Annotated in this window: 15 protein-coding genes, 2 tRNA genes and 1 riboswitch; of the genes, 10 read left to right on the top strand and 7 right to left on the bottom strand. The window is 38.2% G+C overall.

Annotated features, from left to right (window positions below):
• Nucleotides 1-132: 132 nt before the first annotated feature.
• Both P20429_RS18880 and P20429_RS18885 read right to left on the bottom strand, forming a co-directional pair.
• Nucleotides 133-696: a hypothetical protein gene (locus tag P20429_RS18880; RefSeq protein ID WP_024589489.1), complete on the bottom strand. Its 564-nt coding sequence runs from the start codon at nt 694-696 to the stop codon at nt 133-135.
• A 96-nt stretch (nt 697-792) separates the two neighbouring features.
• Nucleotides 793-881: riboswitch (cyclic di-GMP riboswitch) on the bottom strand.
• 88 nt (nt 882-969) lie between these two features.
• The gene (locus P20429_RS18885) at nt 970-1,626 is read right to left on the bottom strand and encodes a cytochrome b/b6 domain-containing protein (RefSeq protein ID WP_007579804.1); all 657 of its coding nucleotides are present in this window, start codon (nt 1,624-1,626) and stop codon (nt 970-972) included.
• A 107-nt stretch (nt 1,627-1,733) separates the two neighbouring features.
• On the opposite strand from P20429_RS18885, the gene P20429_RS18890 reads away from it, so the two are divergent.
• From P20429_RS18890 to P20429_RS18900, 3 genes are all read left to right on the top strand, one after another.
• Entirely contained in the window at nt 1,734-2,438 is a 705-nt protein-coding gene (locus P20429_RS18890) for an AzlC family ABC transporter permease (protein WP_007579803.1), read from the top strand.
• Nucleotides 2,435-2,734 (top strand): AzlD domain-containing protein, encoded by a 300-nt coding sequence (locus P20429_RS18895; protein WP_004335020.1) that lies wholly within the window; start codon nt 2,435-2,437, stop codon nt 2,732-2,734. Before P20429_RS18890 ends, P20429_RS18895 begins: the two co-directional genes overlap by 4 nt.
• A gap of 73 nt (nt 2,735-2,807) precedes the next feature.
• Nucleotides 2,808-3,305, top strand: coding sequence for a glutathione peroxidase (locus P20429_RS18900; RefSeq protein ID WP_007579802.1), 498 nt, complete (start codon nt 2,808-2,810; stop codon nt 3,303-3,305).
• A gap of 118 nt (nt 3,306-3,423) precedes the next feature.
• On the opposite strand, the gene P20429_RS18905 is transcribed toward P20429_RS18900, so the two are convergent.
• Entirely contained in the window at nt 3,424-3,609 is a 186-nt protein-coding gene (locus P20429_RS18905; RefSeq protein ID WP_007579801.1) for a PA3496 family putative envelope integrity protein, read from the bottom strand.
• A 388-nt stretch (nt 3,610-3,997) separates the two neighbouring features.
• Here P20429_RS18905 and P20429_RS18910 point away from each other — a divergent pair, with 388 nt between their 5' ends.
• Complete coding sequence (locus P20429_RS18910) at nt 3,998-4,792, top strand: YggN family protein (protein ID WP_007579800.1); 795 nt, start codon at nt 3,998-4,000, stop codon at nt 4,790-4,792.
• Between the two features lie 238 nt (nt 4,793-5,030).
• On the opposite strand, the gene P20429_RS18915 is transcribed toward P20429_RS18910, so the two are convergent.
• Entirely contained in the window at nt 5,031-6,473 is a 1,443-nt protein-coding gene (locus P20429_RS18915; protein ID WP_007579799.1) for a PLP-dependent aminotransferase family protein, read from the bottom strand.
• Nucleotides 6,474-6,575: 102 nt separating this feature from the next.
• On the opposite strand from P20429_RS18915, the gene P20429_RS18920 reads away from it, so the two are divergent.
• Entirely contained in the window at nt 6,576-7,505 is a 930-nt protein-coding gene (locus P20429_RS18920) for a DMT family transporter (protein WP_007579798.1), read from the top strand.
• 37 nt (nt 7,506-7,542) lie between these two features.
• Here the strand turns inward: P20429_RS18920 and P20429_RS18925 are convergent, their stop codons facing one another.
• Nucleotides 7,543-8,412, bottom strand: a complete 870-nt coding sequence (locus P20429_RS18925; protein WP_033026167.1) for a diacylglycerol kinase family protein — start codon at nt 8,410-8,412, stop codon at nt 7,543-7,545.
• Nucleotides 8,413-8,740: 328 nt separating this feature from the next.
• Here P20429_RS18925 and P20429_RS20670 point away from each other — a divergent pair, with 328 nt between their 5' ends.
• From P20429_RS20670 to P20429_RS18940, 4 genes are all read left to right on the top strand, one after another.
• Nucleotides 8,741-8,881: a hypothetical protein gene (locus tag P20429_RS20670; protein ID WP_004335040.1), complete on the top strand. Its 141-nt coding sequence runs from the start codon at nt 8,741-8,743 to the stop codon at nt 8,879-8,881.
• A 219-nt stretch (nt 8,882-9,100) separates the two neighbouring features.
• Nucleotides 9,101-9,191: transfer RNA gene (locus P20429_RS18930), tRNA-Ser, on the top strand.
• Between the two features lie 51 nt (nt 9,192-9,242).
• Nucleotides 9,243-9,335 (top strand) — tRNA-Ser (locus P20429_RS18935).
• Between the two features lie 307 nt (nt 9,336-9,642).
• Nucleotides 9,643-10,131 carry a DUF4124 domain-containing protein gene (locus tag P20429_RS18940; protein WP_007579794.1) on the top strand — a complete coding sequence of 163 codons (489 nt, stop codon included), beginning with the start codon at nt 9,643-9,645 and terminating at the stop codon, nt 10,129-10,131.
• Here P20429_RS18940 and P20429_RS18945 read toward each other — a convergent pair.
• Both P20429_RS18945 and P20429_RS18950 read right to left on the bottom strand, forming a co-directional pair.
• Nucleotides 10,115-11,239: an aminotransferase class V-fold PLP-dependent enzyme gene (locus P20429_RS18945; RefSeq protein WP_007579792.1), complete on the bottom strand. Its 1,125-nt coding sequence runs from the start codon at nt 11,237-11,239 to the stop codon at nt 10,115-10,117. The genes P20429_RS18940 and P20429_RS18945 overlap by 17 nt on opposite strands.
• A gap of 1 nt (nt 11,240) precedes the next feature.
• On the bottom strand, nt 11,241-12,410 hold the full coding sequence (locus tag P20429_RS18950; protein WP_007579790.1) for a monodechloroaminopyrrolnitrin synthase PrnB family protein: 1,170 nt from the start codon (nt 12,408-12,410) through the stop codon (nt 11,241-11,243).
• A gap of 136 nt (nt 12,411-12,546) precedes the next feature.
• On the opposite strand from P20429_RS18950, the gene P20429_RS18955 reads away from it, so the two are divergent.
• On the top strand, nt 12,547-13,002 hold the full coding sequence (locus tag P20429_RS18955) for an Lrp/AsnC family transcriptional regulator (RefSeq protein WP_007579788.1): 456 nt from the start codon (nt 12,547-12,549) through the stop codon (nt 13,000-13,002).
• Nucleotides 13,003-13,057 lie beyond the last annotated feature (55 nt).

The raw sequence follows: 13,057 nt of genomic DNA, 5'->3' as shown, positions 1-13,057 counted from the left end.
ATTAAAAAAATAACGTGATTTACAGTTTATCATAAAAATAAAAAAGCCCATCCAATAGTTGGATGGGCTAAAACGGTAAACGCTTCATTACTAAAACCGCTATACCTTTGGGAAGATAATTCACTAACAGCCTTATATTTGCTGCCAAGCCATAGCCCAACTTTGTCCAATACCGGGCTCGAACATAAACTTTTTATCGTCACTCGCGCGGCAAAACTCATTAAATGGCCAAGGCCTACATTGATAAACATGCCCTGTTTTTGGCTGCAATACCTTTGTACCCGCATTATAGTTTTCACAATTTTCAGGGTACACGTAATCATAAGTATCAAGGTTATTAACAACACGCTCATCGCATTTTGCAATACAATGAAAATCGACATGCGCTTTACATATACCACTGCTTTGCAAAGCAAAAATTTCATTGTTTCTATAGGCTACAATTAAACCTTGTTCGGTCATTTTACCTGCGCTAACAAGGGGTACATGCACGTTAATATGCTCGGCAACTAAACGTGGCCATGCGTGAGGTTCACCTTGTTCAAGCGAGGTGATTTTGTAATCAAATGATAAACTAACTAGCTCTCCTTGCATGTCATAAAAGGTTACACTCACCACATCGCCAATAAACAATTGGGTATGATGATTTAAGCAACCTATTGTTGACCACTTTCCACAGGCCAACGACGTATGCATAAACACGGCAACACCTTAAGAGTTACAAAATCTTATCCATACACTATGGATACACAAAAAATACACTGAGGGCAAGTGATACATAACAACACGTTATGCAGTAGTCCCGCTACCATAGCTTTATAAAAAGCCTTAGACCGGAAACTTTGCGCCCTAATCTTTCGATTAGTTTGCCAGCAATGCGGCGATTATAATTCGGCCCCGCATAACAATCAAACAAAAGAATGTAACCAAAAATAAAAACCAACCCTTTAAGGTTGGTTTAATGTGTTTTTAACTAAATAAATAAGTTAAAGGTTCTTTTGCCCACGTAAATATCAGCAACACCAATAAAGATATAAATATTAGCCACGCAGGCCAAGACGCTTTTGTTACTTTAGCCTCAGAGTCATCCGCTTTTAACTCTTTTGAGCCTGTGATCATCGCCTTAACTAGCGGCTTACCTTTTATTCTATAAACAATAATAGCTAATACATGTAAACCAATAGCATAAAGTAAAATGTCAAAATTCAGCTCATGTAGCCAATTTGCAAAATCAATCGTATCGCTAGACACATACTGAGCAAGCGGGCCGTCAGTTAAAATGCCATCACTACTCATTAACCCGGTAATAAGCTGCGTAATTATAATTATAAAAAATACCATTACCATACAACTGCCAGGTGCTGAATGACCTAGCGAGTCGCTTGGTGTCTTTAGTGCCTTTAAAATAGCACGAGGAGAGTGCAGCAACCCACTTAATCTCGCGGTTTTACTTCCGATAATGCCCCATATTAAACGCGTTACGATGAGTGCTAAAGTAAAGAACCCAGCAACAAAATGAAGCTCAATCATGCCCTCTTCAATACTAAAATAAAGCACCGCAATACTTACAACCAAAAACCAATGAAAGCATCTAATAAACCCATCCCACACTTTTAACGTCGTCATTGCGCCTATCCTTAAAAAAACAGTATTATCTAATTCGTTAACTACTTTAACATCATAATATTAAGGTATCCTTATGAGCCATTCTACAAGCCGTGCGAGTAAATATCATGCAACCAGTTAAAAAAGCTATTTTAAAAGGCTTTTTAGATATGCTACCTCTGTGTTTAGCCGTTGTTCCTTGGGGTATTTTATGTGGTTCTTTAGCGATTCAAAATGGCTTTAGTGCACTAGAAACCCAAGCAATGTCGTTATTAGTCTTTGCAGGCTCTGCACAGCTTGTTGCAATTGAACTTATGGCGGGCAACACACCATTGCTCACAATTTTATTCACAACATTTATTATTAGCTCTCGGCACTTTTTATACGGTTTAGCTGTGCGTCATAAGGTAATTGACCAACCTATGCGTTGGCGCTTACCAGTAAGTTTTGTATTAACCGATGAGCTATTTGCATTTTCTCACCATAGAAAAGCGTACAGAACAAAAACACGTTTAATATACGCATTGAGCGCTGGTTTTAGCTTTTATATTGCATGGAATATTTGGACGTTAATTGGCATTGTAGCAGGCACAATGCTGCCCGATTTAACTAATTTAGGGCTCGACTTTGCCATTGCTGCCACGTTTATAGCTTTGGTTATTCCGGGCATTAAAAATTTGGCCTCACTCGTTACGGTAATTGTAGCTGGCATTAGCGCAACGCTTTTAAAAAGCACAGGATTTGAGTTATGGCTTGTTTGCTCAGCGCTGCTGGCAATGGCCGCAGGTTACAGCACAGCAAGACTAACCACTAAAAAGGAATTAACGCCATGATGACGACTATTTTACTCATGGCGTGCATTACATTTTTTACGCGTTATTTATTTTTACACCGTGCTTTACCGTTTAAAGTAGGCCCTAAAATGCAGCAATTTTTAAGCTTTAGTGCACCGGCAGTGCTTACAGCAATTTGGGTGCCTATCGTGTTTTTGAATGAAGATGGCATTAACTTAAACTGGCAAAACCCTTATTTAAGCGCAGCAATAGTCGCCATTATTGTTGCCTACAAAACACATAATATTTATTACACTACGCTTGCCGGTATGGGGCTATTTCTAATTTTAAATTAGTGCGATCTTTATACTTTATGAAATATTGTACTCAGGTTAAAATGCGGCTAACAACAATAAAAAAGACGCCAATATGCACAAATTTCATCAATTAAGCGCAACAAGCTTACAGGGTCAGCCTATCAACTTTAATGATTTTGAAGGGAAGGTTGTGCTTATTGTTAATACCGCAAGTAAATGTGGATTTACCTACCAGTACGAGTCGCTGCAAGCTTTGCACAATAAGTATGCCAGCCAAGGTTTAGTTATTCTGGGATTTCCGTGCAATCAATTTGGTCAGCAAGAACCCGGCGACGCAACACAAATAGAGCAAGGGTGCTTAATTAATTTTGGTGTGCGTTTTTTAATGGCGGCCAAAGTAGATGTAAACGGTGAGCATGCTCACCCAATCTTTCGTTATTTAAAATCGGCTTTACCTGGTTTTTTAACACGTAAAATAAAGTGGAATTTTACTAAATTTTTAATTGCCGCAGATGGTACACCAATTAAACGTTATGCACCTTTTACTAAACCCGAAAAGCTAGAACTTACAATTCAAAAAGCATTAGCACAGGCTAAAAGTACGCTTTGAAAAGTAATAAAGAGGCGCAAGGCCTCTTTATTGCCAATACTATTGAAACTTAAACATACGCATAACTGCACATTTAAACTCTCAATATTAATTGGTATTTTATTTATACTAGTGAAATTTAATCGGTGTAATCGCTTAAATCGTCTTCGCCTAGATTTTTACGCAAGCGTTTTTGCTCAAGGTAGTCTTCCAACTTCTTTTTAACCTTTTGCTTGTTCTTATCGTGTTGATTACGTCCGAGCATTTCGTACTCGTCTTCAACAAAATCGTCATCTAGCGCATCGTAACTAAATGTCTTACCCACAACCCACTCCATAAAGTGTTTGAGACCAACCAAGGATTTTATTATCGCAATAGCCGGTAAAATTAAAAATGTTTAATGCCAAAGTGCTCTGCAAATTAACATCAAAATAAAGCCACGCGACTACTGTAAATAGTCTTCATGTCAGTAATGTGAATAAATAGCGCTAAATTTGAATTGAGGAAAGTGAGAGTTTTTTATCGTATCGATAAATAAAATTTATTAATTTTTATTAGTTAGCCAATTTGACTAAAAAATAGCTATTTATTAATTATTTTGACTTGCTAAAAAATAAAGAAAAACACTTAATCAATTGTTTTTTATGGAAAAATAAAACTGGCATCAAACTTGTTATTAATTAATCGTCATCAACAAAAAGTAGAGAACAAACATGAAAAAATTACTATTAGTTAGCGCATTAATTTGTACGCCAGCCGCTATGGCTCATAACGACAACGATTCTGCAATTTCATTTAGTAACGATGAATGTAACGTCGAATTTAAAAACGATGTACGTATTAAACCAAACGAATTAGAAATTTTTACTGCCAATAATAAAACTATGCAATTTAATACCCATGGTGACTTAACCGTAAATGGCGAGCTTGTAGCGCTTAATAGCTCACAACGCGAAGCACTGAATAAGTACTCTGACAGCTTACGCACTCAATTACCTGAAGTAGCTAACATAGCGCTTGAGGGTGTTAAAATTGCCGGTGTGGCATTAGAAGAAGTAGGCAATGCATTTAATATTGACGGTCTTGATAATATGTCTGAGCTTATGGACGACATTAAAATTGAGGTAGAAAACACATTTTACCAGCAAGGTACATTTGTAATGGGCCAACAAAGTTTTAATCAATTTGGCGAAAACTTTGAACAACAATTTGAGCAGCAGATAGAAACAGCGGTTGAATCAGCAGTAATGCAATCAATGGGCAGTATTTTAGTGGCTTTAGGTTCTGAGTTACTTGGTTCAGGCGGCGATATGGATGCCTTTGAACAACGCATGGAAAATATGGGTGCACAAATAGAAGAAAAAGTAGAGCTACATGCAAGCGCACTTGAAGAGAGAGCTAACTCTTTATGTGAAAACTTTGCTGATATTGCAAAACAAGAAGAGCAATTAGTAATGCAAGTGCCAGAGCTTAAAGGTTACCAGTTATTTAGCTTTAAACACAATTAGTACAGCAAACGTTATTTAACATCCCTTTGGCAGCACTTAAGTTTACTTAAATGCTGCTTTTTTGTGTTTCCCAAACTTATACCAACCTGCATAAATCTTTGATCAATTTAACGAATTAAATTGCACTATAACTTCGTTAAAATTTTTTTATTTAGAACAACTAGATACAAAAACTTTTGCCTAGTTCTAGCGTAATTTTCTTAACGTTAAATAGACCCCATATATAAGCAGATTGGTATTACTTTTTAGCTAATAAAGTGAGCTTACCCAGAGTAATAATGGCTTGCTCTATCTGCTCGCTCCACGGCACACCATAACTTAACCTTACGCAGCTTTTATACTTATTAGAGGCTGAAAAAATAAGCCCAGGGGTAATACTAATACCAACCTCAAGAGCAAGTAAAAATAATTTTTGACTATCGTATTCGCCTCCTAAATCTAGCCACATTACACAGCCTCCTTTTGGATCGCTTATACGTGTATTTTTTGGCATAGCTTGTTGTAAACACCATCGCATACGCTCTTTGTTATCGCGCAGGCGCTGCCTGAGTACCTTTAAGTTACGGTCGTACTCGCCGCTGGCAATAAATTCTGATAACGCCCATTGGTTTATTAACGAAGCGGAGCAACTTAGTGCTCGTTTATATCGCCGTGCTTGTGTTGCAAATTTACCGGCAACGACCCAACCCACACGATAGCTAGGCGCTGCCGTTTTGGAAAAAGATGAGCAACTGATCACTAATCCTTTTTTAGAGTACGCTAAAGCAGGTGTGCCTCGTTTTGCCGTAAAATATAAATCGCCGTATACGTCATCTTCAATAAGCACTACGTCGTGGCTTTCGAGTAACTCCACCAGCTGCTGCCTGTTTGTATCTGGCATAAAGCTGCCTACAGGGTTGCTAATTGCTGTCGAGAATAAACACGCTTTTATGTCATGCTCATTCAAAGCGCGCTCCAAATCACTTAACCAAATGCCATTATCTGGGCACAGTGGTATTTCGAGCGCTTTAAGCCCTAAGCTTTCTATTAGCTCTATAATCCCGTGATAACAAGGTGTCTCAATAGCCACTACATCGCCTGGCTTTGTTACACACTTAAGCGCAATAGCCATGGCCTCTTGCGCACCATTGGTGATCACAAGCTCGTCCATATCAATGCCAATACCAAAATCTAAATAGCGATGCACTAATTGCTTTTTCAGCGGTACAAACCCATCTGTTGGGCCATAGTTTATGGCTTTACTGCCCGCAATTGTCATTACGCGGCGCATGTTTCTGGCGAGTGCTTTATCGGTAGGTGCTGCGGCAATTGGGTTAGCGATACCAAAAGGGACTACGTTCGCTTGATGAATCGCGCTGTACACCTGCTCTATTAAGGCTTGTTTATTTACCACAACAGGTTCGCGACTTAATTTAACTCGCTTAGGTAAATTGTGCGCCATGCTAACGACTTTTAAAAAATATCCTGATTTTTCACGCGCCTCTACCAACCCTTGATCTTCAAGTGACTGGTAAGCCTGTTTTACAGTGGGGATACTTATGCTTAAGTTATCTGCCATTTTACGCAGTGATGGAAGTTTTTCGCCGGGGAGTAAAACTTGTTGAGCGCTCATATCTCTAATCAACTGAATAACTTGCTGATATAAAAACTCATGCCCTTGGCTATTTTTTTGTCTTATCATCACACACCAAATCTGTATAGGTTACATTTTTACTTTTCTGTATATGGTAAGTATACAGATAGGTCTTAAAATAGCCATTCAATCGGGCTTTGGAGACTAACCATGAAAAGTGCAGCGCTATACATTACAACTGTTTTAATTTGGGGCTCAACTTGGTTAGCCATAGAGTTTCAGTTAGGTGATATTGCGGTAGAGTTATCGTTATTTTATCGCTTTGCTATTGCAGCGCTTTTAATGTGGTTATATGTAGCGTACAAAAAACCCGACATGCGATTTAAGTTACTGGATCATGGCTTTTTTGTTTTATTAGCCATTTGTAATTTTGGATTAAATTATTTAATGCTTTACTGGGCACAAAATCACCTTACCTCAGCCATGACCTCTATTGCCTTTTCAATGCTGCTGGTTATGAACATAGTCAATACTCGGTTATTTTTTGGTAAGCCAATCTCAAAACGAATTTATACAGGTGCTGTACTCGCTGTATTAGGTATTACGTGTCTGTTTTGGCCACAGTTACAGCAGTTCGACTTGAGTAACGGTGCGTTGGTCGGGTTACTACTTGCCCTCGGTGGCACCTTTGTGGCTTCATTAGGAAATATGGTAAGCGTTCGTAATTCTCGTAAACAAATTGGTGTATTGCAAGGCAATGCATGGGGTATGTTATACAGCGCTATAGGCTTGGCTTTATATGTATTAATGAACGATGTGCAATTTAGTTTAAACGCTCCACCAAGTTACTGGTTATCACTACTTTATCTATCAATATTTGGCACTGTAATCGCTTTTGGTTGCTACTTTGCTCTACTTAGAAATATAGGCCCTGAAAAAGCCAGCTACGTTATTGTTTTATTCCCACTAGTGGCAGTAACACTGAGTAGCTTTTTTGAAGGCTTTGAATGGCACGCAAATACCTTTGCAGGATTTAGCCTAGTGCTATTAGGTAACGCCATTGTGCTTACCCCAACAAAACGAATTAACGCCTTTTTAGCTAATAGAGCAATGGCTAAAAGTGGCTCCGTCCCCAGTTAGACGCGTTATTAACGCAACTAACGTAAAAGCGCCTACCCTACTGTAGGCGCTTTTTTATTGGCATATGAAAAAGTAAAGCCTGCCCATGTACACTAATAACGGCAGGAGTTTTACCTACCAGTTCACCATCTGCTTCAATCAATAACCCTTCAGTTTTTATGGAAGCTGTATTTAAGCGACTGTAGTTAAGGTTTTTTATATGCTGATGGCGCTTAAAAAATAACTTCATAAAGCTTATTACATTATAAAAAAGCCCACCCGATCGCATTTGATAACACTCAAGCAGCCCATCAGTTAAATCTGCTTTTGGCGCTATTTCTAGACCACCACCAAAGTACTTATGATTAGCAAATACGGTAATTAAATTTTTATACTGCCTAACATCGTTATTAAACGTACCTTGTAACTGCTGAGCTTGATAATAAAATAGCTCTTTAATGCTCGTCCAACTGTAATCAAAAGATGAAAAACTAGCTTTAGCATTAATCGCTTTAACTACATGAGCATCAAACCCTACCCCTGCAGTATTAATAAAATAGCGACTATTAATTTTTCCTACATCAATTGCTGTCAGTGTATTAAATAATGCCTTTCGCCAATCATCTTCTTTGCAACTAAACCCTCTCGAGAAATCATTACCTGTACCGCAAGGCAATAATGCTAACGTACAGCTACTCCCTATTAACGCATTAACCGCCAAGCTCAATGTACCGTCTCCGCCAAGTACAACTACTTTGGTAAATTTACTCAGTAGCAACCTTATTTGAGCGCAGTCATTGTTAAAGTTTCCTGTTGTAGTAAACATACAATAAGAAAAACTGCGTTTTTTACAGATGCTTTTAAGCCACATTAGTGATTTTTCATTCTGTTTTTTTGTACTTGGTTTAATAATTATTAGTAGTGACAAGCTTTTGTTTCCAACAATGTATTTAAGAACGAATAAAAAAGAGTTTAATTGAGTTTTTTTAATCTGAATAACTAGTCAAAAAAGGTTGTGTAAAATGCATATAAATAAATAAAAACACACAAAAATACCAGCATTGGTGAGAATGACGCCGATTTTATTTTAACTATTTATGCAAAAAACATAATAAAAAACACTGAACCGCACGTTAATAAAATAAATAAGGATTAGTTTAACTAATCCGTCAGGCTCAATTTTTTATCGTTGTCTTTTTAATCAAACAACGTGCAAAATGCACGCGATTTCAACATATACAACCCGGAGCAAAATAATGAAACCAATTAACACATTAAATCAAACAGCAGCAGCTCAAGTAGCAGTCAAACCAACTAACCGTAAAGCAAGAATGTTAGCTAAACTTAACACTATTGGTAAAAGACTAGCACTTAGCGGCGCAGCTCAATATAAATAATCACCCAACCATGATTATTTTTCGGTGCAGCGAACACTCAACCACTAAATGAAGTCACTTATTTAGCTCCCCCTTGTTTGCTGCAACCTATTTATTTTATTAAAAATTGCCTTAATTTCCCCTTATTTACAAAAAAAACCTCATTTACGTATGTTTTTTAGGCAAACAGTCATTTTGCTATTTACACAGCGGTATCACCTAAGTATTATTCTGCGTCACGGAGAGATGGCAGAGTGGTCGAATGCACCGGTCTTGAAAACCGGCATGGGTTTATAGCCCATCTAGGGTTCAAATCCCTATCTCTCCACCATATTTTAATTGGTGGTTTTTTTACTTCCATCAATACAAACGGTTATGCGTTGGAGAGGTGTCCGAGTGGCCGAAGGAGCTCCCCTGCTAAGGGAGTATAGAGTTTGTAGCTCTATCGAGGGTTCGAATCCCTCCCTCTCCACCATACTTAATTTAAACCACTTGATTGTGGTTTTTTTGTGCCTAAAATTTAACACCGATACTAAATTGGGAGGGTGAGAACCCTCGACAGGGTTCGACAAAATGTCTGGAACATTTTGGGCCGCTGCAAGCGTCGCGCAGCGATTGATTACATGGATGTAAGCAAATCTATCCCTCTCTCTGGACCATACTTAATTTAAACCACTTAATTGTGGTTTTTTTGTACCTAAAAATTATAAAAACTAAACAAATTGTGCCTAGTTATAACTTAGGGCATTATTAACACAACTTTAGCCACTTTAGGTTTAGCTATGATCCGGTTCATATTGCTATCAGTTTGCGCGGCAGCACCATTTTTTACCTTGGCACAAAGTACAACAGTGTATAAGTGTGTAATTAAGGGCGTTCCTACCTTTAGCCAAACGCCTTGCGCTAAAGATGCACAAGTTATTACTCTTAAAGATATAAACGTAATTGAAGCATACAAAAGCTCTACGCCCGGTAAAGGTATTACCGACACCTCTGTGGATGACTACTTAGAAGTTCAACAAATAGAACGTGAAATAAAGCGCCTTGAGCTATCTATTGCACAAAGCCAAAAAGAATACGCAGCTAAAAAACAGCAGATAGATTACATGACTCAAGATAAAGCCAATCGTTTAGGCGCTTCGTCTATTGCTGATGCTATCGCAACTAAAACAAATTCGTTAAAGCAAGCTTACGACGCATCAATTAATCAAACGCAGCAAAAAATAGAGTCATTAAAACAAAGAAAGCAGCAGCTTAGCCAAAACCCTTAAGCGCTCGTTTTACTATCGAGATAAACTGCGCAACGTCTTCTTGAGTATTATAAATATGTGGCGATACTCGTATCCCAAATTTACGGGCATCTACACTGACTTTCGCTTTATTAAGCTCTGTAAGTACATGGTCTTGCTGCTTGTTAAAAAACAAAATAACAGTCCCGCTGCATTTATCACTACTCATAGGTGATGCAACATATTTGCCTAGTTGCTCATGAATAAGCGTAAGCATAGCTAAGTTATGATCCCTTACCTTGTGAGCAGTTAGCTCTGCAAAGTAAGCAATGCTATTTGCGGCAATAATATAAGGTGCTACAGAGGGAGTGCCCCCCCAAAACTTGAGCGCACTGGCGTTATATTCAAAATGGTTAATATCGAACTCAAATGGATTTTGATGCGAAAACCACCCCACATCTTTAGGCTCGCAATACTCTATTTGATTTTTGTTAACCCATAAATAAGCTGCACCTGGGCCACCACATAGCCATTTAACGCTCGAGCCAATCATAAAGTCAGCATCGAGTATGCTTAAATCAAGCGGTATAACACCCGCTGACTGAGCAACATCAACTATTGATAAACTATTGGTTAATTTACTTATAGCTACAATATCGTACACAGGCGCCTGTACACCTGTATTTGAATACACATGACTTATAAAAACTAAATCGATGTCGGCGGTTATATAACGCTGCCAAACACTAATATCAGTTAGGTTTTCGTGCTCTGGTATAAACATAATTTGTGCGCACTCTGGTAATGCTTTTTGCATTGCAAAACCCATGCTCGGAAAATCACTTTGCGCCATTAGCACTTTACAATTTTTTTGCTGTAGCCGTGGATGCGACATAAGCAACTTTGTTAAGCCACTTGATAAATTAACCTGAGGACAAAACTGCGAACTAGGCGCATTAAATAACTTACCAAGCGCGGTGGTAAATTGCTCAACTGCGGGCAGCCATTGTTGCCAAGGTTCTTTATTTGAGCTCTCCCACGGTAAAAAGTAGTGCTGAGCTAAATATTGCTGCGTATTTTTAAGAGGACGCCCTACCGAGTGGTTTAGTAAATAACAGCCATCAGCCATACAAAAATCATTTTTAAGCATGCTATTTAACCCATTTTTTAAGTGTATTTAGATCGTCAAAACGTGTTTTTATATCGTCGCGTTTGGCACTGGCCCGCCTATCTCTTAATTTTTCGAGCGAATCAAGTAACACATGAAGCGGCGGACCACTTGCTGTTACCTTGCTCATATGCTGCTGTTGCATATTTTTTGAGGGCTGAGCAATAAACTTTTCAACCAGTTGATTATGATGACCGACTGCGGTGTCACCATGTAATTTACACACTTGGATAAATAACGTTGCGTGGCTTTTAAACCAATCTGTATTTTTATATTGCTCTGCTTGTAAAAAGTCATCCATAAAGCTTTGCATACGCATGGCTTCTCGTAGGATTTGTTGATCCTCTGGCATCATATATAAAAACTTATCCACCAGCATTTGCGAGTAACTAGGCTCATTTGCGCTACAAAGCCCTAGTAACATATCAATCACGTTAATACCTGCAAAGTCACCAGCATTTGCACCTCTGTAAACCTCTTTACCTACACGGTACGGTTTATAATAAGGGCGAACGCAGTTAAAAAAGCGATCTGCATCGAGCTCAGAATAAAGTGCATTGTTTGACTCAATTACATCTATAAGCGCTTGTTTAGCTACTTTTAATAACTCACCACACAAGGGATGTGAAATACCTAACGGCAATATTTTTAATAATGCATCACTTGCCCGTTTGTAGGCCAAAATGCCTTGAGTGTTATAATCAAGAAATAGCTTTTCATCAGGTAAATTAGTAAATCGTTTATAAATACCGTTAAGTGCTTTGTTATGAGTAGTTAAGTGGGCGGTAGCAAAGCGAGGGGTTACGCCAATCGATGCGCCAATATGCATAGCAAGCGCTGAAGCATCTATTAGTGGGGAGCTGGTTTCTCTGCTTGGTTCGGTAATTTCATGGCGTCTACACGCCGCCATAAACAATCCTACGTTACCGAGTAAGTCAAAAGCGCTATCAAAGCCTTGATCTGTGTTTCCCTCGGCTAATAAATTGCTAATTAATACGTTGCCTTCTTTTTCTAATTGTTGCTTTAAGGCCTCGCCTACCCCTTCTACATTGGCTTTATCGGTTTGCTGCCAATAAAGCTGCTCTAATTCACTATTTAAAGTGACAAACTCTGTTCGTATCCAGTGATCGAAAATAGCGGTATGTGTGTTCATTGGTGTGCTCTATTATTTTTATAGTTAAATGCTAACAGAGTTCAATGAGGGTAAAACGCCAAAAAAATTAGTAAAAACTGCAATACTTAGCAATAATCACTACAAATATAAAAATAATTAATAAAAGCCGACAGCTATGTTAGATAAAAAAGATCAGCAATTACTCATTGCACTGCAAAGCCAAGCTCGTATGTCGGTTTCAGATTTGGCCAGCAGTATCAACCTATCGGATACACCTTGCCTAAGGCGTATAAAAAAGTTAGAGCAAGAAAATATTATTACCGGCTACCACGCCGCCATAAATCCTAAAGCACTTAACCTTAATGTGTTGGTATATGCGTTTGTACGATTAAGCCAAAACTCGGTAAGTGCTGCAGAGCAATTTGAGCAACATGTAGAAAAATTACCACATGTATTAGAGTGTTGTGTAATATCAGGAAGCTATGATTATTTATTAAAAATCATTGCACATGATCTTGAGAGCTACGAAACATTTGTAAAACATCAACTAGGTAGTTTAAGTTGTATTGCAAATATAGAATCAACAGTCGTGTTAAAGCAGTCATTTAGCAAAAAACAGTTACCATTATAAAAATAACCAAAATAACTTACTGTTAGCTATACTGATATTTCAAAACGATAATAAT

This window comes from Pseudoalteromonas sp. BSi20429 (assembly GCF_000238895.1).
Lineage (GTDB): Bacteria > Pseudomonadota > Gammaproteobacteria > Enterobacterales > Alteromonadaceae > Pseudoalteromonas > Pseudoalteromonas arctica.
Note: the sequence above shows the minus strand (reverse complement) of the source record. Positions and strands in the feature narration are given on the sequence as shown.